This is a genomic window from Cyclobacteriaceae bacterium, from assembly GCA_013141055.1.
GTDB lineage: Bacteria > Bacteroidota > Bacteroidia > Cytophagales > Cyclobacteriaceae > ELB16-189.
The window spans coordinates 2,535,947-2,556,057 of sequence record JABFRS010000001.1 but is presented as its reverse complement, the minus strand read 5'-3'; the positions used below and the strand labels follow the sequence as shown (position 1 = coordinate 2,556,057).

At 40.9% G+C, this 20,111-nt stretch carries 23 protein-coding genes and 1 tRNA gene; 14 read left to right on the top strand and 10 right to left on the bottom strand.

Annotated elements, in window-relative coordinates:
- Window positions 1-50: 50 nt before the first annotated feature.
- Window positions 51-500 carry a MarR family transcriptional regulator gene (locus HOP08_11495; GenBank protein ID NOT75547.1) on the bottom strand — a complete coding sequence of 150 codons (450 nt, stop codon included), beginning with the start codon at window positions 498-500 and terminating at the stop codon, window positions 51-53.
- 131 nt (window positions 501-631) lie between these two features.
- Between HOP08_11495 and HOP08_11490 the strand changes: the two genes are divergently transcribed.
- The 4 genes from HOP08_11490 (at window position 632) to HOP08_11475 (ending at window position 3,491) form a co-directional block, all read left to right on the top strand.
- The gene (locus HOP08_11490) at window positions 632-1,399 is read left to right on the top strand and encodes an SDR family oxidoreductase (protein NOT75546.1); all 768 of its coding nucleotides are present in this window, start codon (window positions 632-634) and stop codon (window positions 1,397-1,399) included.
- 67 nt (window positions 1,400-1,466) lie between these two features.
- Complete coding sequence (locus HOP08_11485) at window positions 1,467-2,057, top strand: TetR/AcrR family transcriptional regulator (GenBank protein NOT75545.1); 591 nt, start codon at window positions 1,467-1,469, stop codon at window positions 2,055-2,057.
- Between the two features lie 47 nt (window positions 2,058-2,104).
- The gene (locus tag HOP08_11480; GenBank protein ID NOT75544.1) at window positions 2,105-2,983 is read left to right on the top strand and encodes an alpha/beta hydrolase; all 879 of its coding nucleotides are present in this window, start codon (window positions 2,105-2,107) and stop codon (window positions 2,981-2,983) included.
- A gap of 10 nt (window positions 2,984-2,993) precedes the next feature.
- Window positions 2,994-3,491 (top strand): PaaI family thioesterase, encoded by a 498-nt coding sequence (locus HOP08_11475; protein ID NOT75543.1) that lies wholly within the window; start codon window positions 2,994-2,996, stop codon window positions 3,489-3,491.
- Window positions 3,492-3,493: 2 nt separating this feature from the next.
- Here the strand turns inward: HOP08_11475 and HOP08_11470 are convergent, their stop codons facing one another.
- From HOP08_11470 to HOP08_11455, 4 genes are all read right to left on the bottom strand, one after another.
- Window positions 3,494-3,856 carry a hypothetical protein gene (locus HOP08_11470; protein NOT75542.1) on the bottom strand — a complete coding sequence of 121 codons (363 nt, stop codon included), beginning with the start codon at window positions 3,854-3,856 and terminating at the stop codon, window positions 3,494-3,496.
- A gap of 107 nt (window positions 3,857-3,963) precedes the next feature.
- A tRNA-Val gene (locus HOP08_11465) sits at window positions 3,964-4,038 on the bottom strand.
- A gap of 187 nt (window positions 4,039-4,225) precedes the next feature.
- Window positions 4,226-4,684 carry a PA2169 family four-helix-bundle protein gene (locus HOP08_11460; GenBank protein ID NOT75541.1) on the bottom strand — a complete coding sequence of 153 codons (459 nt, stop codon included), beginning with the start codon at window positions 4,682-4,684 and terminating at the stop codon, window positions 4,226-4,228.
- Window positions 4,685-4,843: 159 nt separating this feature from the next.
- Window positions 4,844-5,401, bottom strand: coding sequence for an arylesterase (locus HOP08_11455; protein NOT75540.1), 558 nt, complete (start codon window positions 5,399-5,401; stop codon window positions 4,844-4,846).
- 100 nt (window positions 5,402-5,501) lie between these two features.
- Here HOP08_11455 and HOP08_11450 point away from each other — a divergent pair, with 100 nt between their 5' ends.
- Window positions 5,502-7,991 (top strand): hypothetical protein, encoded by a 2,490-nt coding sequence (locus tag HOP08_11450; GenBank protein ID NOT75539.1) that lies wholly within the window; start codon window positions 5,502-5,504, stop codon window positions 7,989-7,991.
- 29 nt (window positions 7,992-8,020) lie between these two features.
- Here the strand turns inward: HOP08_11450 and mazG are convergent, their stop codons facing one another.
- Complete coding sequence (gene mazG / locus HOP08_11445; protein ID NOT75538.1) at window positions 8,021-8,833, bottom strand: nucleoside triphosphate pyrophosphohydrolase; 813 nt, start codon at window positions 8,831-8,833, stop codon at window positions 8,021-8,023.
- 76 nt (window positions 8,834-8,909) lie between these two features.
- Between mazG and HOP08_11440 the strand changes: the two genes are divergently transcribed.
- From HOP08_11440 to HOP08_11415, 6 genes are all read left to right on the top strand, one after another.
- On the top strand, window positions 8,910-9,152 hold the full coding sequence (locus HOP08_11440; protein ID NOT75537.1) for a hypothetical protein: 243 nt from the start codon (window positions 8,910-8,912) through the stop codon (window positions 9,150-9,152).
- A 49-nt stretch (window positions 9,153-9,201) separates the two neighbouring features.
- The gene (gene glmM, locus HOP08_11435) at window positions 9,202-10,590 is read left to right on the top strand and encodes a phosphoglucosamine mutase (GenBank protein NOT75536.1); all 1,389 of its coding nucleotides are present in this window, start codon (window positions 9,202-9,204) and stop codon (window positions 10,588-10,590) included.
- A 25-nt stretch (window positions 10,591-10,615) separates the two neighbouring features.
- A complete protein-coding gene (locus HOP08_11430) occupies window positions 10,616-11,755 on the top strand; it encodes a cysteine desulfurase (protein ID NOT75535.1) in 1,140 nt (379 codons plus the stop codon).
- Window positions 11,756-11,832: 77 nt separating this feature from the next.
- The gene (locus HOP08_11425) at window positions 11,833-12,624 is read left to right on the top strand and encodes a DUF2520 domain-containing protein (protein ID NOT75534.1); all 792 of its coding nucleotides are present in this window, start codon (window positions 11,833-11,835) and stop codon (window positions 12,622-12,624) included.
- 34 nt (window positions 12,625-12,658) lie between these two features.
- On the top strand, window positions 12,659-12,952 hold the full coding sequence (locus tag HOP08_11420) for a hypothetical protein (GenBank protein ID NOT75533.1): 294 nt from the start codon (window positions 12,659-12,661) through the stop codon (window positions 12,950-12,952).
- 40 nt (window positions 12,953-12,992) lie between these two features.
- Window positions 12,993-13,736: a DUF1080 domain-containing protein gene (locus HOP08_11415; GenBank protein NOT75532.1), complete on the top strand. Its 744-nt coding sequence runs from the start codon at window positions 12,993-12,995 to the stop codon at window positions 13,734-13,736.
- Between the two features lie 105 nt (window positions 13,737-13,841).
- On the opposite strand, the gene HOP08_11410 is transcribed toward HOP08_11415, so the two are convergent.
- Window positions 13,842-14,243 (bottom strand): DUF1573 domain-containing protein, encoded by a 402-nt coding sequence (locus tag HOP08_11410; GenBank protein ID NOT75531.1) that lies wholly within the window; start codon window positions 14,241-14,243, stop codon window positions 13,842-13,844.
- 154 nt (window positions 14,244-14,397) lie between these two features.
- On the opposite strand from HOP08_11410, the gene HOP08_11405 reads away from it, so the two are divergent.
- On the top strand, window positions 14,398-15,666 hold the full coding sequence (locus HOP08_11405) for a HAMP domain-containing histidine kinase (GenBank protein ID NOT75530.1): 1,269 nt from the start codon (window positions 14,398-14,400) through the stop codon (window positions 15,664-15,666).
- A 3-nt stretch (window positions 15,667-15,669) separates the two neighbouring features.
- On the top strand, window positions 15,670-16,356 hold the full coding sequence (locus HOP08_11400) for a response regulator transcription factor (protein NOT75529.1): 687 nt from the start codon (window positions 15,670-15,672) through the stop codon (window positions 16,354-16,356).
- On the opposite strand, the gene HOP08_11395 is transcribed toward HOP08_11400, so the two are convergent.
- Genes HOP08_11395 through HOP08_11385 form a run of 3 tightly spaced genes read right to left on the bottom strand, consistent with a single transcriptional unit; the run spans window position 16,357 to window position 18,895 of the window.
- Window positions 16,357-17,550, bottom strand: coding sequence for a class I SAM-dependent RNA methyltransferase (locus tag HOP08_11395; GenBank protein ID NOT75528.1), 1,194 nt, complete (start codon window positions 17,548-17,550; stop codon window positions 16,357-16,359).
- A 24-nt stretch (window positions 17,551-17,574) separates the two neighbouring features.
- On the bottom strand, window positions 17,575-18,240 hold the full coding sequence (recO, locus tag HOP08_11390; protein NOT75527.1) for a DNA repair protein RecO: 666 nt from the start codon (window positions 18,238-18,240) through the stop codon (window positions 17,575-17,577).
- A gap of 55 nt (window positions 18,241-18,295) precedes the next feature.
- A complete protein-coding gene (locus HOP08_11385; GenBank protein NOT75526.1) occupies window positions 18,296-18,895 on the bottom strand; it encodes a thymidine kinase in 600 nt (199 codons plus the stop codon).
- 66 nt (window positions 18,896-18,961) lie between these two features.
- On the opposite strand from HOP08_11385, the gene HOP08_11380 reads away from it, so the two are divergent.
- Window positions 18,962-20,110, top strand: a complete 1,149-nt coding sequence (locus HOP08_11380) for an aminotransferase class I/II-fold pyridoxal phosphate-dependent enzyme (GenBank protein ID NOT75525.1) — start codon at window positions 18,962-18,964, stop codon at window positions 20,108-20,110.
- The last annotated feature ends 1 nt before the right edge of the window (window position 20,111 follow it).

The window sequence follows — 20,111 nt, the reverse complement described above, 5'->3', positions numbered from 1 at the left end:
AGGGGATTCTTTTTCATTGTTTTTGAGCATTAAAGAAGGCTTTTTTTAGATTAAGCGCGGAGCTTGTCCAGAATCCGGTTCAATTCCTGGACCTCTGCTTTTGTGACCTTTTTCATGATCGCAGTAACAGAATCAGATTCTTTATCAATTTTTGAAAGAGCCTCCAGGCCCTTGGGGGTTATCATGATATCCACCTGGCGGCGGTTATCTTCACAGATCTCCCTTTTCACAAGACCCTTCTGCCGAAGTTTTTCAACAAGTCGTGTGGCGTTACTGCTTTTATCAATCATTCGGCAGGTTATCTCCGCCAGCATTAATGCTGTGGGATGACTGCCCCGAAGAATTCGCAGCACATTGAATTGCTCAGGAGTAATATCATGAGCCTTGAGACGGACGGAATTGATATTATGAAGCCAGCTGCTGGTGAACAATATATTCACCATTCCCTTGTGGTGCTCACTTTCAAATTTTTCCTGCTTTATATCCTGCTCGATTGACATACTCCCAAATGTAGACACTATTGTTGTTAATACAACTGTTATAACATTCTAATGCATGAAAAGTTTCAATTCAATAATTCTTTCATTACTTCATCCCTTTCATTTCCTAACTTTAACATAAATCATTGCGCGTGTCTCAAAAACCATTTCAAAATAAAGTAGCCATCGTCACTGGTGCAGGTCAGGGAATCGGATTAGAGATTTGTCGTCAGCTGGCGCGACAGGGTGCCCATGTAGTACTCAATGACATTGAAAAGTCTTTGGCTGAAGAAGGAGCCAAGTCCATTCTCTCAGAAAAAGGAAGCTGCATTGCTTTCGCTGGAGATGCTGCTGATATTTCTTTTATTCAGGAAATGGTAAATCAAGCCATTGCTCATTTTGGTAAACTCGATATTGTAATTGCCAACGCTGGTATTACTCTTTTTGGGGATTTCTTTGAATACAAGCCAGAAGATTTTTACAATGTTCTTCGCGTCAATCTAGGTGGAAGTTTCTTTTTGGCCCAAGTGGCTTCCAATCAAATGAAACTTCAGGGTCATGGGGGAAGTATCCTATTTATGTCATCGGTCACAGGACATCAGGCTCATAAAAATCTTTCAGCTTACGGAATGAGCAAGGCCGCTCTGGAAATGCTCGCCAAGACTTTAGTGATTGAATTATCTCCTTTCAGGATTACTGTCAATGCGGTTGCTCCAGGAGCTACCATGACGGAACGAACCAGTCATGATCCGGATTATCAGAATACATGGTCCACACTAACTCCTTTGGGAAAACCGGCTTCTCCTGAAGATATCGCAAACGCAGCGCTGTTTCTGGTTTCACCCCAAGCCTCCCACATCACTGGGCAGGCTTTGATCATCGATGGCGGCTGGACAAGCGTAAGCCCTTCTCCTTATTGATTTCAGCCTTTAGCAAAATTCCGGTAAGTTATATTGAAAATTAAGATACCGATCGGTATCTTTGATCATGCGTCAACCGGAAGCCACAAAAGCAACAATCTTAAAACGTTCAGGCGAGCTGTTCAATACGCATGGATACAAGGCTACATCTATCAGTGATATCACCACGGCTACCGGATTAACAAAAGGCGCGATCTATCGCCACTTCAAAAACAAAGATCATCTTGAAAAAGAGGCATTGATGAATCTTTCACAGGTGATGTTTGAACAAATCCGCAAAAGAATTAAAGATCAACCGACAGCTTCCTTAAAATTAAAATCTCTCTTCGGATATTTTGAAACTTACATCAGCAAACCTCCGGTTAAAGGCGGATGCCCTCTGCTGAATGTTTCTACAGAAGTAGATGATGCTCATCCTATCTTAAGAAAACAGGCAATCGTTATCCTTGACATTCTCCGCGATGCGATCATTAAAATTCTGGAGAATGGAATGCGGTACAAGCAATTAAAATTCAATCTTCAGAAAGAATATTATGCTTCCATTATTATCGCGATGCTCGAAGGTGCGATCATGATGAGCAAACTTCGTGGGAACAACAATGATATTAAAATGACCATCCGTCATCTGGAAAAACTGGTGGATGAACTGGAGGCTTAAAATTTTTTTATTCATTAAGATACTGATTGGTATCTAAAAAGATTGATATGAAAAAAATACTTGCACGACTGGTTGGCTTTTACTTCAACATCCTTGTCCTGTTTGCACCCAAGACGGCAGGCAAGAGAGCATTCCTTCTTTTCTCATCACCACAGCGGCCAATACTGAAAAGCAATCATCTTGAATTCTTCAATACAGCACATCAATTCACCTTTGAATTCAACGGTCATAATATTCAATGCTATAAATGGGGAACGGGCAGCAAAGTATTGGTCTTCATTCACGGATGGCAGAGTCATACTTTCAGATGGAAGAATTACATAGAAGCATTCTCAAAAGAAGAATTTACCATCTACGCCATGGATGCTCCAGGCCAGGGACTTTCAGGCGGGAAGCATTGCAACATTCCACTCTTCAGTCACGCCATAGAAAAATTTCTAACACAGATACCTCCCGTTCACACACTTATAAGTCACTCTCTTGGTAGCATATCGGTTCTTTATGCTTTTTATAGAGTTCCTGATCTTTCGGTAAAGCAATTGATCATCACCGGAACACCAGGAGAAGGGGCAGATTATGTCAGGTATTATGAAAAGATGCTTGGGGTTTCGAAAAGAACATCAAAGGCTATTCGTGACGCATTTGTAACCTATACTGGTCATCTACCAGAGTTCTTCTCCTCGTTGCGATTTGCAAAGGCAGTTACCATCCCGATGCTTTCAATTCATGATGAGGGTGATGCAGAAACTCCATATCACTATGCTGCGGCGGTTCACAAGGCCCTGCCCCATTCAAAACTGATTACCACAACTGGTTTTGGTCATAACCTGCGATCCCCCGAAGTTGTGAAATATGTTTTTGATTTTGTGATGCACAATGAAACTGAAAAAGCTGTTGGTAAGACAATAGAAATCAATTCACTTTAAAAAATTCTTTATGAACGAACGTACCCGAACCTATTCCTGGCAGGATCCGATGGAGAGCGCAAAGAAAGGCCTTCAGCTATCAGGCATGGATTACCTCATGGCTATGAAGAATGGTGAATTGCCTCCACCTCCCATTATGAATACGCTTGATCTCAACATGGGCACATTGGAGTTTGGAAAAGTCTCTTTCGTTTTTCAACCTCAGGAATTTCATTACAATCCATTGGGCACTGTTCATGGTGGAGTGATTACAACATTACTCGACTCAGCGATGGGTTGCGCGCTCCATTCAACATTGCCCCAAGGAACGGGTTATACAACACTGGAGTTAAAAGTCAATTTCCTCAGACCCATTTCGATCAAATCAAAAAAACTGACATGTTCAGGCAAAGTTATCAATGCAGGAAGCAAAACAGCTTTAATGGAAGCTCAACTGATTGATGATGATGGAAAAGTTTATGCTCATGGTGTAAGCACATGTATGTTATTGTCACTTGGAGAAAAATAGTATTACTTGGGCCGTTCGAGGCATCCATCATAGAATATGGAAAGCTTCTGAATATCAGCAACAAAAAGATTATTACTAATGGCCACATCGGCATTAATGATCTCCTTTGCTTTGATCATGGACGGTGCTGCAATAACGATTATTCCTTTCTCAGCATAGCGGGCTCCGAATTTAATGACTCCGTCTTTCCTCAATTGACTTAATCGTGATGAATGTTCTTTAAAGAATGGCTGCTCTGCCGGACCTTTGGATTGATCCCATGATGCTCCGGTGGTGTACGTAACAATGTACAGGCTGTCGATGCTCATGGCACTTGCGGCACTGGTGATCACACAAAGAAGCAGGATGGTTAGGATTCTGTACATGGTGTTTGATAATGACCTTGATCACTCGTTTGACAACCGGAAGTTAGATCTAAGCGGCAGGCTAAAACAAAAAAAGCAGTCACTTTCGTAACTGCTTTCTTCTTCTGTGGGAGCTGAGGGGTTCGAACCCCCGACCCTCTGCTTGTAAGGCAGATGCTCTGAACCAGCTGAGCTAAGCTCCCTAAAACACTATTTAATACTCAAATATGGCCAATTGACCGTTTTTGAGGACTGCAAAGGTAATTGAGATTTCCAATTGAGCAAAAAAAAATGCCAAAAGCCCTAATGACAAAAACCTGAACCTGCTTTTCAAAAAAATAGCCCACAGCTTTTCACTGCAGGCCATTGGCTTCAACCTCACTCTTGAGCTTAGTTGGTGCTATCTCTTAATGCCTTGATAGAATCATGAGACAACTTAAGTTCCACTTGCTGGCTCTTGATCAACGCGCGGATACCTAACGGAAGCTCTTCATCTTTCAATGCTGTCCTGTACGCACTTTGTGCAGCGTCTTCCCCGAATTCGCAGGCATTCAAAATGCCCTTGCGATCCTTTCCATTAAAAGTTGCTTTCACATCCATCCATACGCGATAAATCTTTCCTGGATTGGTAGTGCTTCCTGCTTCCGGGGTGCCACCTAAAGATGCTATCTCTTTTATAAGAGAATTCACAATGGATTCACTCTCGTCTTCCATTTCTTCAAACAGATTCTTCAGATCCTCATCTTCTGTTTCTTTGTTTGCTTTCCTGTAACCTTCAATACGGTCATTATTGATCTTCAGAAGATCATTAAGAATTTCTGAAGCATGCTCTTTTTGTTCAGTGCTCATGTCAATTAGTTTTTTCAAACTCATTAAAAAAAGCATTCCATGGAATGTTCAAGGTTGATTACGAAAAAATACATTCATAATGTGTATTCAATTACACATTCAAGGCACTCATCACACAATAACGGGGAGAGTATATACTTGATTCTATATACACAATAGTTATACAAGCAAAGGTTTGATAACTGGCCAGACTTTATTCGCAATGACCTTATAACCTTCCGCTGACGGATGAAGTCCATCGTTGAGATTAAGATGTTGAATACCAGCAACACCATCCAGGAAAAATGGAACCAAGGTAAGTCTGTTCGCATCTGACAGCTTGCGAAAAATCTGCCGGAACTCCAAAGTCAAAGAACCAGGAACAAAGGGAGGTAATTCCATTCCCATCACCGCGATCTGTACTTTCGGGTTTTTGATTTTTACTTTATCAATGATTGCCTGAAGATTCTGAAAGGTGATTCGGGGATTGATGCCCCTCATGATATCATTGATGCCAAGCTCAAGAATAAATACATCGATGGGACGACTCAACCAGTAATCAAGTCGCGCAAGACCACCTCCCGAAGTATCACCGCTGATACCGGCATTGACTACTTCATATGACAAAGATGCTTCCGTAATCTTCCTCTGAATCAGTCCTGGAAATGAATCATTTTTGGCGTCGCTTAATCCATATCCTGCCGTCAGGCTGTCACCAAAAAATAGAATGGTCTTCATAGTGGTGGAATATGCTTCGGTATTTCTGTTACTCTTTTATAATACAAAAATTGTGGCACTGTTTTTATAACCTGTACTTTTGTCTTCTTATCCCGGACTATTGAAGATTCTCAAAAAAGTCATTCTCTACACTCTGCTGGTGCTTTTCGTGCTGATCAGCAGTCTCGTAGCGTCCGTATTCATCTTTAAAGACAGAATCATTCAGCAATTTATTGTTGAAGCCAACAAAAATATTGGCACTCCCATTAAAATCGGAAAGATCGAAGTATCTGCCTTTGATGAGTTCCCAAACCTGGCAATCGTCCTTCACGACGTTTATGTAGAGGACAGTCACCCCGGAGAATACCCATTATTAACAGCGAGGAAAGTTTCCTTCGTCCTAAATCCTTTCGAGGTCTGGGCGGGCAACTTTGCGATTCGGGGGCTCGAAGTTCACGACAGTGAAACGAATCTTCGGATCAACAATGCGGGAAAAAATAATTACACCATTGTAAAGCACAGTGGTGAGAGCGGCGGATCAGTTTCATTTGATCTAAAGAACGTTAAACTCATCAATACGCTTGTCACGTATGTGGATCTGCCTGCATTCCAGCATCATGAATTATCAAGCAGTAATCTGATGGCCAGCATCAACGCCAAAGGTGACATCTATCACATTGAAGCCATTGGGGATATTGTTAGTGAGCAAATTGGCATTGGCAATTCCATCTGGTTTCGTAAAAAGATTTTTGACATAAATGCTATTGTCGATTATGACGATCTTGGAAAATCATTGACGATCATGCCATCTCAATTGCTGATGGACAAGGCAATGTTTGAAGTCAGCGGAACCTATGCATTCAAGGAGAAGAATCAAATAGATATTCATACGATTGGAAAGGAAACAGATATCAAACTTCTGCTTTCATTTTTCCCTTCTGAATCAATTGAGAAGCTAAAGAAATATCAAAGTAAAGGTGATGTCTACTTTGATATGAAACTCCAGGGGGAAGTGAGTAAGCAGAAAAGTCCATTACTGTCCGTTTCGTTTGGATTAAAAAACGTGACGCTTTTCCATCCTGACTTTAAATCAAAAATTGAAAATTCGAATCTCGAAGGTTCCTTTGCCACCCCCAACTTATCAAAGCTTGATGATGCAGAATTGTTTCTGAAAAATATTTCCGGATCCCTGAATGGTGATGCTTTTACAGGAAATTTTGTCATGAAAAATTTCAATAATCCTTTTGTAACGGCAGACTTTCATGGAGAGGTGAATGCAGAAGCTCTTTTGAATTTTTATCCAATGAAAGAGATCAATGATTTGTCGGGGCGTATCAAGGCAAATGTTTCCATCAGTGGTCCAATCAATTTATTAAAAAATAAATCCACAGCTCAGCAGGTTCGTACAGAAGGAACGATAGAATTAAGTAAGCTTGATTTTAGATTAGGGGAAAACAAGTTACACTTTTCAAATCTTGACGGCTCGCTGCAATTCAACAATAATGATCTCGCCATGAGCGATCTAAAAGGTCAGTTTGAAAACAGTGATTTTCTTTTGAATGGGTTTTTCAAAAACGTTATCACATTTCTGATCTTTGAAAATCAATCAATCGGCATTGAAGCAGATCTTAAATCTGATTTTCTGGATATTGATCAATTGTTTGCCATTGGATTCGGTCAACAGGAAAAAGGTCCTTACAAATTCAATATCTCCAATAATCTGAATTTGAACTTCACCTACAATGTGAAGTCCATGAAGTACAAACGCTTTCATCCATCTTCTATTAAAGGTGATTTATTGGTAAAGGGACAGGTAGCAGTCGCTCGCAATATTCATCTTAAGGCGATGGGAGGAAGCATTGATCTTAACGGAATTGTTGATGCCAAGAATCCCAAAGCAATCGACCTGATCAGTTCGGCAAAGCTCAATGGAGTCCAGATTGACTCTTTATTCTATGTCTTTGAGAACTTTCAACAGACATTTATTGATCACAAACATATCAAAGGACAAGCCTTCGCGGATCTCAGTCTTGAAGCTACATTAGATGAAAGCCTGCACATCTTTCAGGAGACTTTGATTGCCGATGCCAGCACGACCATTAAAAATGGTGAGCTCAACAATTTTGCTCCCATGCAAAAATTAAACAAGTACCTTGACGATGAGGGATTAAGTAAACTGCGTTTCGCCGACCTCAAGAATGATATTCACATCGAGAACAAAACAGTTTTTATTCCACAAATGGAAATCAGAAGCAATCTCACGACGATCACGTTGAGCGGCACTCATACTTTTGATCAGAAGATTGATTATCGGGTAGTCACTCCTCTTCGCAACAAGAAGAAAATTGATCCTGATGAAGCATTTGGTGCCATTGAACAGGATAGCAAAGGGCAGGCAAAACTATTCTTAAAGATCGTGGGCACAACTGATAAGTATGATGTTCTTTATGATAAAGAGGCCGTGAAGAAAAAAATCTCAAATGATATCAAAAAAGAAGTCCAGGAATTGAAAGAAGCATTCAAACTGAAGGGAAAAAAGAAAAAGAAGGAGCTTGAGTTGGAGAAAGACGAGTACTTTGATTTTGAAGATCCGAAACCTACTAAACCTTAAAGGATTACTGAAGTTCTCAATCTTCATGTTCACAGGTTCTTCGCCCGATTCCAATATTGATCCATTTCCGTCAGCGTCATCTCACCCATCTTCTTTCCGTCTTTAGCAGATTCTGATTCCAGATACTGAAAGCGTTTGATGAATTTTTTATTGGTGCGCTCCAGTGCTTCTTCCGGATCAATATTAATAAAGCGGGCATAGTTCACCAACGAAAACAGCAGATCACCAAACTCTGCCATAGCACGCTCGTGATGAATAGGCTCGTTCTTTTCAGTATTGAATTCTTTTTTGAATTCACCCATCTCTTCCTCTACCTTTTCCCAAACCTGTTCTTTTCTTTCCCAGTCAAAGCCAATTCCCCTTGCCTTATCCTGAATCCGGATTGCTTTGACTAACGCGGGCAACGATTTGGGCACTCCTTCCAGTACAGATTTATTTCCCGATTTCAGTTTTATTTTCTCCCAGTTAGCCTTCACTGTTCCCTCATCATTGGCAACTACGTCTCCATAAACATGAGGATGACGCTCTACCAACTTGTCACAAATAGCATTGAGTACATCGGCGACATCAAATGCTTTTGCTTCCGCAGCGATGCGTGAATAAAAGACAAGATGAAGCATAACATCTCCGAGTTCTTTCTTCACTTCTTTTAAATCACCTTCAAGAATGGCGTCTGATAATTCATAAACTTCTTCAACGGTAAGATGTCTAAGGGTTTCGATAGTTTGCTTCTTGTCCCAGGGGCAATTTTCACGGAGCTCATCCATGATGGTGAGCAGGCGATCAAATGCTTTTAACTTGATTTCACGGGTTAGATCGGGAGCAGAAAGCGACTTTTTCATTCAGTGTAAACTTTATTCAGAATCCAGGTGTTTTACAATAACTTAGCAGCAAGTTAAGCCAATTAACACTTTTGCCATGGCGGTTTTCTTAGTTACTCTTGCGGTTTTTGGATTGTTTTTCGCGCTCATGTCAGTGCGTCTGATCTTTATTAAGAACGGTGAATTTCGTGGGACATGCGCTACACAAAGTCCGTTTCTTGCCAAAGAAGGTATTGCTTGCGGGTACTGCGGCAAGACCATTGGAGCAGGGGAAGAATGTCCTAATGCTGATAAGAAAGATATGATGCTGGCGCCTCTTCCGGATCTAAAAAATCGCTGAGATTCCTGATAATCCTTACTAATTTTGCCGTCACACTTTAATATTCACTGTGACATTAATCAAATCTATTTCAGGCATTCGTGGTACCATCGGGGGTACACCTGGCGATGCACTCACTCCTGTTGATATCGTAAAATTTTCCGCTGCCTTTGGTACCTGGATACAGTCCCGTAAAGGAAAAAAAATCATCATTGGCAGAGATGCAAGAATTTCTGGTGAGATGGTTAGTAATCTGGTTTGCTCAACACTTCAGGGACTTGGTATTGATGTCATTGATCTTGGACTTTCTACCACTCCTACTGTTGAGATGGCAGTTCCGCTTGAAAAAGCCGGAGGAGGTATTATTCTAACAGCAAGTCATAATCCGATTCAATGGAATGCGCTTAAGCTATTGAATGAAAAGGGAGAGTTCATTTCCGCAGCAGACGGGGCAGAAATACTAAGACTTGCGCACGAAGAGAAATTCAATTTCGCAGAAGTTTTAAAGTTGGGTTCCTGTACAAAGAATGACACGTATATTGATAAGCATATTGCTTTGGTGAAGAAATATCCGCTGGTAGATGTTAATGCTATTCGCAAGGCAAATTTTAAGATTGCTGTGGATGCAGTTAATTCTACAGGGGGAACGGTGATCCCAAAATTACTGGAGGCATTAGGTGTAAAGAGAATCAAGAAACTTTATTGTGATCCTACCGGGAACTTTCCTCACAATCCCGAACCATTACCAGAACACCTCACAGAGATCAGCAAGCTTGTAAAAAAAGAAAAGTGTGATCTTGGAATCGTAGTTGATCCAGATGTTGATCGTCTTGCATTTATTCAGGAAAATGGCAAAGCATTTGGTGAAGAATATACTCTTGTCGCTGTAGCGGATTATATTCTGTCAAAGAAAAAAGGAAATACAGTTTCCAATCTTTCCTCGACACGAGCCTTGAGAGATGTTACAGAAAAAGCAAAAGGTCGTTACACCGCAGCTGCCGTCGGAGAAGTAAATGTTGTGAATGCCATGAAGGAGACTAAATCAGTCATTGGTGGCGAGGGCAACGGTGGAATTATCGTTCCCGATTTTCACTACGGACGGGATGCCCTCATTGGAATTGCTTTATTTCTTTCCCATTTGGCAAAAAAAAAACTGAAAGCTTCGGCTTTGCGTGCCTCCTATCCTGCCTATTTTATTTCCAAGAACAAAATTGAACTAACGCCTGCTATTGATGTTGATCAGGTATTGAAAGACATTCAAAAGAAATATCAGCATGAAAAGATCAATACCATTGATGGCGTGAAAATTGATTTTGAGAATGAGAAAGAATGGGTACATCTGAGAAAATCCAATACAGAGCCCATCATTCGCATTTATGCTGAATCACAGGATTCCTCCAAAGCGGATGCACTTGCCAATAAAATCATAGGAGACATTAAGGCGATCATAAAATCGTAAATTTGTCCTGCAAATTGTGAATGCTATGAGAGCTTACCTTGACAACGCTGCCACTACCCCCCTCGATCCTGAGGTGTTCGAGGCTATGAAGCCTTTTATGCTGGAGGATTTCGGAAATCCTTCTTCCATTCATTCACACGGAAGAAAGGTCAGGGCAGGAATCGAGTCGTCCAGAAAGAAGATTGCAGAGCTTTTAAATTGCACACCAGGGGAGATCATTTTCACATCGGGTGGTACAGAAGCTGATAATACTCTAATCATCAGCGGGATTCAGACGTACGGTATTAAACATGCTATCTCCACTCCCATCGAGCACCATGCTGTTTCTCACACATTGGATATCCTGGAGAAGCAAAACATTATAAAATTGCATCACGTAGAGCTTGACAGCAAAGGTCATGTGAACATGGCTGATCTAGAAAAGCTCTTGATACAATATCCCAATGCACTCGTATCATTGATGCATGCTAACAATGAAATCGGGAATCTACTGGATCTGCAAAGAGTCGGAGAACTTTGTGGGCATCACAAGGCTTTCTTTCATTCCGACACGGTACAGACCATGGGACATTATCGCCACAATATGAAAGAACTTCATGTGTGTGGATTGACTGCTGGTGCTCATAAGTTTCATGGACCTAAAGGAGTTGGCTTCATGTATATTCGCAAAGACAGGAAGATCGGACAATTCATACACGGTGGTGCTCAGGAGAGAAACATGAGAGGTGGTACTGAAAATGTTTACGGTATCATCGGCTTATCTAAAGCTTTGGAAATATCCTATCGTGATATGGATGAGCACACCATTCATGTGAAAGCATTGAAATCAAGAATGATTGAAAAACTCCGCGAGAATATTCCTGGCGTTTTATTTAATGGCGATTCAGCAAGCCCTGATAAAAGTCTCTATACAGTATTGAATGTTAGTCTTCCTGAGTCGGAAGAGAACGACATGCTGCTTTTTAATCTTGACCTGGCGGGTATTTCAGCATCGGGTGGCAGTGCCTGCAGTAGCGGAGCATCTACTGGATCGCATGTACTTGGCGCATTGTATCCTGAATCAAAACGTGGAGCAGTAAGATTCTCATTCAGTAAGTATAATACCAATCAGGATATTGACTTCGCGGTGGAAAAATTAAGCGAACTGGTTAAGGTCAGCGTTTAATTTCTCGTCAAGCTTTGGTCCTGGCATGACTTTTCTAATGCCAATCGCATATCCTTCGGGATTAATTTTTTAAACTAATGGCAGAGCAACTCAAAGTATCATTCATCGGCTCAGGGAATCTCGCCTGGCATCTGGCTCCCGCATTTGACAATCTTGGATATGTCGTGACAGAAGTTTACAGTCGCAACCCAAAACATGCTGAGGCATTAACCGAACGTCTATACCAGGCAGAAGTAAAAGCCTCACTGGATTTCTCCACCAGCACCTCACGCATTTTTATCATTGCTGTAAATGATGATGCAATTGAAGAGATTGCAACTGAGATCATTCTTCCGGACGATGCCTTCCTGATTCACACTTCCGGAAGTCAGCCATTGGAAATATTGCAGTTTGCAGGAATTGATAATATAGGATCATTTTATCCTTTGCAGACTTTTACAAAAGGAAAGAAAGTTGATTTTAAGACTGTTCCGATTTTCATTGAAGGTAATACCGGAACAGAAAAAGTGATGATGGCTATCGCAAAGGGTCTTAGCAATAATGTGAAGAGAATAGGCTCAGAAGAAAGAAAAGCCCTTCATGTTTCAGCGGTATTTGCTTCAAATTTTACCAATCATCTGCTCACCATTTCAAAAGAAATTCTCCAGAAAAACAGTCTCAGCTTTGAGCTTTTAAAACCGCTGATCACAGAGACGATAAACAAAAGTCTGACGATCGGACCAGAAATAACACAGACAGGCCCCGCATTCCGCAGTGATCTTGAAATTCTGGATCATCACATGGAATTTCTTAAAGAGGATGAAGAATGGGCTCAAATCTATCAATTGATCAGCCAGTCGATCATCGATAAGTATCCAGGTAAGGATTGAAAAAAATCATTAACTTTCTTCTAAATATATTTTTATGAAGGTGATACTAGGAATGCTTTTAATGCTTGCTTCTTTTTGCATGTATGCGCAAGAGAACAATAAAGAAATAAAACTCAATCCATCAACAGATCTGAACAGCAAACCCATGATCATCATGGATAGCGTACGGTTGTCTCCTGATTTTGACTTGGCAACATTGAAATCTGAAAACATTGCTTCCATCAATGTTATTAAGAATATTGACAAATTGAAACTTTATGGAGAAGCTGGAAAGAATGGTGTTATTATTATAACCTCCAGAAAATCCTCCATAAGAAAACATCAATAGGAAACTCCATTTTATCTATTTCGAATAAATAATAATTTCTATGCGTAACAAAATTGTATTAGGCTTATGCCTTATCTCAGCCGGCGTATTCGCACAAGGAACGCCCCGTGAATCAATGGATCCTAAAGTTTCTGAGGTGTGGGATCTTAAACCGAAAAAAATTACTGCTGGAGTTAACCCTGGAGAAGCTCCTTCTGATGCTATCATCATATTCGATGGAAAAGATCTTAGCAAATGGAGCACACTTGCTGGTGGTGATGCAAAGTGGGAAGTGAAAGACGGGGCACTCACCGTTGCAAAGGGAACTGGCGATATCAAAACGAAACAAACGTTTGGTGACATCCAGCTTCACATCGAATGGCGCTCACCCGCTGAAGTTGTAAGTGAAGGTCAGGGACGAGGCAATAGCGGAATTTTTCTGCAGGAACGTTATGAGCTTCAGGTTCTTGATAGCTACGAAAGTGTTACCTACTCCAACGGACAGGCAAGTTCGATTTACAAACAATCCATTCCTTTGGTAAATGCTTGTCGCAAACCCGGTGAATGGCAAACGTATGATGTGATCTACATCGCGCCACGTTTTAGCGACAATGGTCGGGTAATAACACCTGCTACTATAACTGTAATTCATAATGGAGTGGTGACGCAAAACAATACACAGATCTATGGAAGCACTGAGTACAAAGGCTTACCCGTTTATCAGTCGCACGGAAAGGCATCAATCAAATTACAAGATCACGGCAATCCAGTGAGTTTTAGAAATATCTGGATAAGGGAGTTGTAAGGAATCAGAATACAGGCGCCTTGGAATCCAAAGCTTGCCCTGCTTAGAAACAAAAAAGTCAGACCTATGAAGGCCTGACTTTTTTGTTTTATGTTTTTAAAACGATTATTGAACTACTTCTCCGTGAATACGAAGCATCACAACACCACCTTCAACATTCGCCATCACTGTTACTGATTTATCGAAAGCGCCAACACCGGCAGCATTATAAGTAGCTTTTACGAATCCAGTTCCACCTGGAGGAATTGGATCTTTTGTCCAATCAGGAGTGGTACAACCGCAAGAAGCATTCACACTGGAAATAACCATTGTGGTTTTGCTTTTATTGGTAAAAGTAAATTCATGCGTTGCAGGAACGCCAACCTTGATTTTTCCGAAATCAAAATTCTGTGTATCAAAATTCGCTACCGCCATCTCCGATTTTGGAGCTGAAGTAACAGCCGCTGTCTGGCTAAAGCTGACCGTGGTAATCATCACCAAAGCCGCGAAAAACACTAATTTCTTCATGTTTGTATTAAAATTTAGGTTAAAAATACTTGGTTCGACCGAACGATACAAACGTCGTATCAAAATCCGGGCCTTGCTGTTAACGAAGTTATAATTGATGTTAATGACTTGTTAAACCCTCCGGGCGTGGATAAATACGAATTACCTTTACAAGGTGAGTCGCACTACCCTCAGAATTGTAATTGTTCTCGCCGCCCTGAGCATCCTCGGAATCACCTTTACACAGGTGTACTGGGTACGCAAAGCATTTGACTTGCGTGAGAACCAATTCTATCGCGACGTCAACACTTCTTTGAATGGTGTCGCTCAGAAAATTTTTGAGATCAACAAAACTCCCGCCCCTGGAAACAATCCGGTAAAACAATTATCCACTAATTATTTTGTCATCCTGGTGAATGGACCCATCGATGCCAACGTACTTGAGTACTTACTGGTAACTGAATTTGAAAGAAGAAATGTAAGCGCTGACTTTGAGTACGGGATTTACGACTGCTCTGAGCAATGCATGGTGGGCGGCAATTACATCTCTCCAAAAAAAGTTAAAACCATTTCCAATTTTCCTGTTACTCCGAAGCTAAAAAACGACGGATACTATTTTGCGGTTCAATTCCCTCACCTTCAAGCCAATCTTATCAGCCAAATGGGAATTTGGGGATTCTCATCCATTGTTATGCTGGTGGTGATTTTTTTCTTTGTCTACACCATGTTTGTTATTCTTAAACAACGCAGACTTTCAGAAGTTCAGAAAGACTTCATCAATAACATGACCCATGAGTTCAAGACGCCGATATCAACTATCGCCATCTCCTCAGAAGTATTGAAAGATCCAGGCATCATTCATTCACCAGAAAGATTGTTTAACTACGCAACCATCATTCAGAATGAAAATCACCGCTTAAAGCAACAAGTGGAACGCGTTCTTCAAATGGCTCAGTTTGATAAAGAAGCAATCGATCTTAAGAAACAGGAGGTCGATATTCATGAGGCCATTCATGAAGTCGTCAATAACATCAACATCTCACTCGAATCAAAAAACGGAACCATTCATCTTGAATTGAATGCCTTAAACCCGGTTCTCAATGTTGACAGACTTCACTTTACAAATGTTATTTACAATCTGCTGGACAATGCTATAAAGTATAATGAGCAATCACCTGAAATAACCATCAGCACCCGGAATCAGAATAATCATCTGGTGCTCTCTGTAGAGGATAATGGAATTGGTATTGCCAACGATGAGCAGAAAAAAATCTTTCATAGATTCTATAGAGTCTCCACCGGAAACATCCATGATGTAAAAGGATTTGGGTTGGGATTAAATTACGTTAAACTAATTGTAGAAGGTCATGGAGGAAAGATCACTTTAAAGAGTGAACTTGGAAGAGGCAGTTGTTTTACCATTTCTGTTCCAAATAATAAATAACAAATGGGCGCAAGAATTCTCCTGGTTGAAGATGATCCGGGTTTAGGTTTTGTTATCAAAGACAACCTTTCTGTGAAGGGGTATGACGTTACACTCTGTGTGAATGGAGAAGAGGGTCAGAAAGTTTTTGATCAGAAGGCTTTTGATCTCTGCATATTTGATGTAATGATGCCAAAAAAAGACGGCTTCTCTCTCGCTCAAACTGTCCGGGAGAAAAATCAACAGATCCCGATTCTTTTTGTAACTGCCAAATCTATGCTTGAAGACAAGATTACTGGCTTTAAGGCTGGCGGTGACGATTATATTATAAAACCTTTCAGCATGGAAGAACTCTTTCTTCGCGTTGAAGTTTTCCTTAGAAGAACCGCTCCCACTCCTGCCACCGAAGATGTTTTTTCTCTGGGTAAATACACCTTTGATCATAGTAATCTCAAACTCGTTCATGACAAGGGCTCCAAAACCCTTACTCAAAAAGAAACTGACGTTTTAAAATTGCTTTGCCTCCACAAGGATCGCGTGCTTAAACGTGAGGACATTCTGAAGTCGGTTTGGGGCGAAGACGATTACTTTATGGGCCGAAGTCTTGATGTGTTTATTTCGAAACTCCGTAAATACCTCAAAGAGGATTCATCCATAGAGATTGCGAATTATCACGGTGTAGGATTTCGCCTGGAGATCAAAGAAGGTTAATTATTTTCCCTTGTATTCCTTTTGAGGAGCTCGCTCTTCTCGCTTGCTTCCAGAATAGAGTTCATACTCCAACAGTCTGCAATCAATCTGACTGGTATAAAATTCTATTTTTTTAGAGGCACGAAGTCCGATTTTCTTTGCAAGATCCAGATTACCTGTAAAAATGTAGCCTGTATAACCCTGACATTTCTTCTTCAGAAAATCACCTATCCTTGAATAGGTCTCTTCAAGTTCCGAGAACTCACCAAGGCGCTCGCCATATTCAGGATTAAAATAAATAACCCCAGGACCCGCCGGAACCTCTGTTGATTCAAAGTCACAAACAGAAAACTTCATCAATTGTTCCACACCCGCCTCTGCTGCATTGATCTTAGAAATGAAAATGGCGTCCTCACTCAAATCACTTACAATTACTTCTAATCCCTGAACTTCAATTATCTGCTCTTCAATTTTTTTGAATTCAGAATCATAAACTTCCTTATCGTAACCATTCACATGCATGAATGAATAGTTATTACGATATAATCCTGGACGACGATTGGTCGCCAGCAATAATGCTTCAATCGCAATGGTTGATGATCCGCACATCGGATTGACAAAAGGTGTTTTGCGATCCCACTTCGATGCTATTAATGTTGCCGCTGCCAGCGCTTCCAGCATCGGTGCCTTGCCTGGGATTTTACGATATCCGTGTTTGGCCAGTGTATGACCAGAGGTATCAATGAATATTTCTGCGTCTTCTTCCTTCCAGTATAAATTAATCACAGTGTGTTCTAACTCTGGTCCTGAATCGGGGCGCTTGCTTGTTTCTCTTCTGATCCGGTCCGCTATCGCATCTTTGACTTTTACGTTCATGAATAGATCACTATTCACTGTAAAGTTGTCTACGTTGCTCGTAACCGATATGTAACCATCTTCAGGAATAAGTTTTTCCCATTGATAGCGGATCATTCTGTCATAGACATCCTCCGGATTTGTAGCACGAAATCTATCCAAAGAGTAAAGTACCTGACTTGCACATCTCAGATTCAAATTGAGGCGAATGCAATCATTCATTGTTCCTCTGAGCTCCACACCCGTTGAAAAACTTCTTTCTACGGTAAATCCCAACTCCTCCACCTCCTGCTTCACATATGTGGACAAGCGTTTTTTACAGGTTACAATAATGCGGCTGGAGGTCAAAAAGGGATTCAATGCTCAATAATTTTTACAAAGATGTCAATTAAACATTTCTTTCAGGACCTGGATCGATTTTATCTCACCGAAATTATCAATGTGTGTGCTGTAAAATCGCAGCAATGCCTCCAAAAGATTCTTACGACTGGTATAATTCATCTGAATCAGAGTATCGTATTCTGCCACCAAAAGTTCCTTTAAGGTAGATTCCTCCTTATTACTCAAGAGCCAGACTCCCAAAACCTCCTCCGTGGTTTGCGGACCAAATCCAAGGAAGCGACTAAGCCTGATAAGAAATATTAAATGAAAATTTTCAGGTTGGGAAATCTCATCCAGCGCTTTCAATGATTGAATTAAAAATTCACATATCTCTTCAGCATGACTTTGGTCTTTAACGGATCTGTTTAAAAATTCATTGAGGAACATGGCAATAGCAGATTTGCGAATGTCATGATGGATTGTTTGATATGCATACAGAACTTTTACTTCCTTGATGCGAAGAATATCAGCATTCTCGCGATGATAAACGACGAGGTCCAGCAAAGTCAAAGGTTGAAAGAGTGCTATCTTATTTTTTGAGGACTTAGTGCGGACACTATTGACAATGTAACTCTGTAATCCAAAAAGTTCAGTAAAGATGCTGACGATGATAGAAGTCTCACCGTACTTGGTAAGACGAAAGACAACACCGCGCGTTTTATGAAGCATTGCAGAAATTGAAAACTAAAAGATTAACGATCAAAGATGAATAGATTAAAGATTGTCACTCTTTCTCTTTTTCATTCATTCCCTCAATAAAAGATTTTCTGCTTCGTGCTTCATATGCATCTTTTTCACCCAGTAAAACCTGTGATTTGTTTTCTGCCAGACGAAAAGAAAACGAAGCCAGCTCCCCTGTCTGAGCACAGATCGCATGTACTTTGGTGACAAATTCAGCAATCGCCAGAAGTTGGGGCATGGGACCAAAAGGCCTTCCCTCAAAGTCCATATCCAATCCGGCAACGATGACTCTCTTTCCGGAATTCGCGAGGTGATTACAAACATCGATAATGGCCTCATCAAAAAACTGAGCTTCATCAATCCCTACAACGTCACAATCTCCTGCCAGTAATAAAATATCATTGGCGAAATTCACAGGTGTTGAACGAATCTCACGGGACGAATGAGAAACAATCTTTTCATCGTGGTAACGCTTATCAATCGTCGGTTTAAATATTTCCACCCTCTGTTTTGCAATCAAAGCCCGATTGAGGCGGCGAATCAATTCTTCCGTTTTGCCTGAAAACATGCATCCGCACACCACTTCAATCCAGCCTGCGCGCCCTCCCGGCTCTTTTTTCCCTAACTGAGGTTCGATGAACATACCGCAAGTTAATCGTCTTGAAGAAATAGTTACCGTCGATTCGATAACTTTGAAATCTGATTATTTATGAGCCTCAACTTAACATCCCGACTTCCCAATACCGGCACTTCGATTTTTACCATTATGTCGCGCATGGCTGTTGAGGAGGGTGCCATCAACCTGTCACAGGGGTTTCCGGATTTTCCGGTATCTCCCAAACTGATTGATCTTATTCACCAAAACATGCTGGCGGGTCATAATCAATATGCGCCCATGCCTGGACTTCCGGTTCTCAAGAATGTGATCGCAGAAGTAGTGATGAAAACATACCAGCGTCCCACTGATGGTGAATCTGAAATAATCGTCACCGCTGGCGGAACCGAAGCTTTGTTCTCAACTATTGCCGCACTTATTCACGCTAACGATGAAGTTATCATGTTCGACCCATCGTATGATTCCTATGCTCCTGCAGTGGTTTTAAATGGTGGCATTCCAGTTCAGATAAATTTAAATTCTTCTGACTTTTCAATTGACTGGGATGTTGTCAGGTCTAAAATAAATTTCAGGACGAAAATGATCATGATCAACACTCCTCACAATCCAACAGGAGCTGTTTTGAAAGAAAGTGATCTTAAAACACTTGAAGAGATAGTCCTTAAGCATGGCTTAATTATTCTGAGTGATGAGGTTTACGAAAGGCTTATTTATGATCAACTTGTTCATCAAAGTGTTCTGCGATATCCTGGTCTGGCTTCTCAGAGTGTAGCCGTATTTTCGTTTGGAAAAACTTTTCATGCAACAGGATGGAAGGTAGGTTATACTGTTGCTCCAGAATCTTTGACAAAAGAAATCCGCAAAGCACATCAGTTCATTACCTTCAGTGTTAATACCCCGGTACAAATGGCATTGTCCGAGTACATGAAAGATCCAGATCACTACATACACCTCGGAGAGTTTTTTCAAAAGAAGCGTGATTTTTTTCTTGAGCAGATAAAGGGATCATCATTTAAACCATTGCCTTGTCATGGCAGTTATTTTCAATTACTCTCTTATAAAGGAATTTCCAATAAATCAGACACGATGATGGCTGAATGGATGACACGTGAGCATAAACTTGCTTCCATCCCGATTTCTGCCTTTTATAAGGACGGAAGCGATCATCATCTTCTCAGGTTTTGTTTCGCAAAAAGCGAAAGCACTTTACAAAGAGCAGGCGAAATCCTTAGAAAGTTTTAAA

Excerpts from the sequence above, each read along its gene's own strand:
- HOP08_11495 (NOT75547.1), bottom strand. The coding sequence starts at position 500 with ATGTCAATCGAGCAGGATATAAAGCAGGAAAAATTTGAAAGTGAGCAC.
- HOP08_11485 (NOT75545.1), top strand. The coding sequence starts at position 1,467 with ATGCGTCAACCGGAAGCCACAAAAGCAACAATCTTAAAACGTTCAGGC.
- HOP08_11480 (NOT75544.1), top strand. The coding sequence starts at position 2,105 with ATGAAAAAAATACTTGCACGACTGGTTGGCTTTTACTTCAACATCCTT.
- HOP08_11475 (NOT75543.1), top strand. The coding sequence starts at position 2,994 with ATGAACGAACGTACCCGAACCTATTCCTGGCAGGATCCGATGGAGAGC.
- HOP08_11470 (NOT75542.1), bottom strand. The coding sequence starts at position 3,856 with ATGTACAGAATCCTAACCATCCTGCTTCTTTGTGTGATCACCAGTGCC.
- HOP08_11460 (NOT75541.1), bottom strand. The coding sequence starts at position 4,684 with ATGAGCACTGAACAAAAAGAGCATGCTTCAGAAATTCTTAATGATCTT.
- HOP08_11455 (NOT75540.1), bottom strand. The coding sequence starts at position 5,401 with ATGAAGACCATTCTATTTTTTGGTGACAGCCTGACGGCAGGATATGGA.
- mazG (NOT75538.1), bottom strand. The coding sequence starts at position 8,833 with ATGAAAAAGTCGCTTTCTGCTCCCGATCTAACCCGTGAAATCAAGTTA.
- HOP08_11440 (NOT75537.1), top strand. The coding sequence starts at position 8,910 with ATGGCGGTTTTCTTAGTTACTCTTGCGGTTTTTGGATTGTTTTTCGCG.
- HOP08_11430 (NOT75535.1), top strand. The coding sequence starts at position 10,616 with ATGAGAGCTTACCTTGACAACGCTGCCACTACCCCCCTCGATCCTGAG.
- HOP08_11425 (NOT75534.1), top strand. The coding sequence starts at position 11,833 with ATGGCAGAGCAACTCAAAGTATCATTCATCGGCTCAGGGAATCTCGCC.
- HOP08_11420 (NOT75533.1), top strand. The coding sequence starts at position 12,659 with ATGAAGGTGATACTAGGAATGCTTTTAATGCTTGCTTCTTTTTGCATG.
- HOP08_11415 (NOT75532.1), top strand. The coding sequence starts at position 12,993 with ATGCGTAACAAAATTGTATTAGGCTTATGCCTTATCTCAGCCGGCGTA.
- HOP08_11410 (NOT75531.1), bottom strand. The coding sequence starts at position 14,243 with ATGAAGAAATTAGTGTTTTTCGCGGCTTTGGTGATGATTACCACGGTC.
- HOP08_11400 (NOT75529.1), top strand. The coding sequence starts at position 15,670 with ATGGGCGCAAGAATTCTCCTGGTTGAAGATGATCCGGGTTTAGGTTTT.
- recO (NOT75527.1), bottom strand. The coding sequence starts at position 18,240 with ATGCTTCATAAAACGCGCGGTGTTGTCTTTCGTCTTACCAAGTACGGT.
- HOP08_11385 (NOT75526.1), bottom strand. The coding sequence starts at position 18,895 with ATGTTCATCGAACCTCAGTTAGGGAAAAAAGAGCCGGGAGGGCGCGCA.
- HOP08_11380 (NOT75525.1), top strand. The coding sequence starts at position 18,962 with ATGAGCCTCAACTTAACATCCCGACTTCCCAATACCGGCACTTCGATT.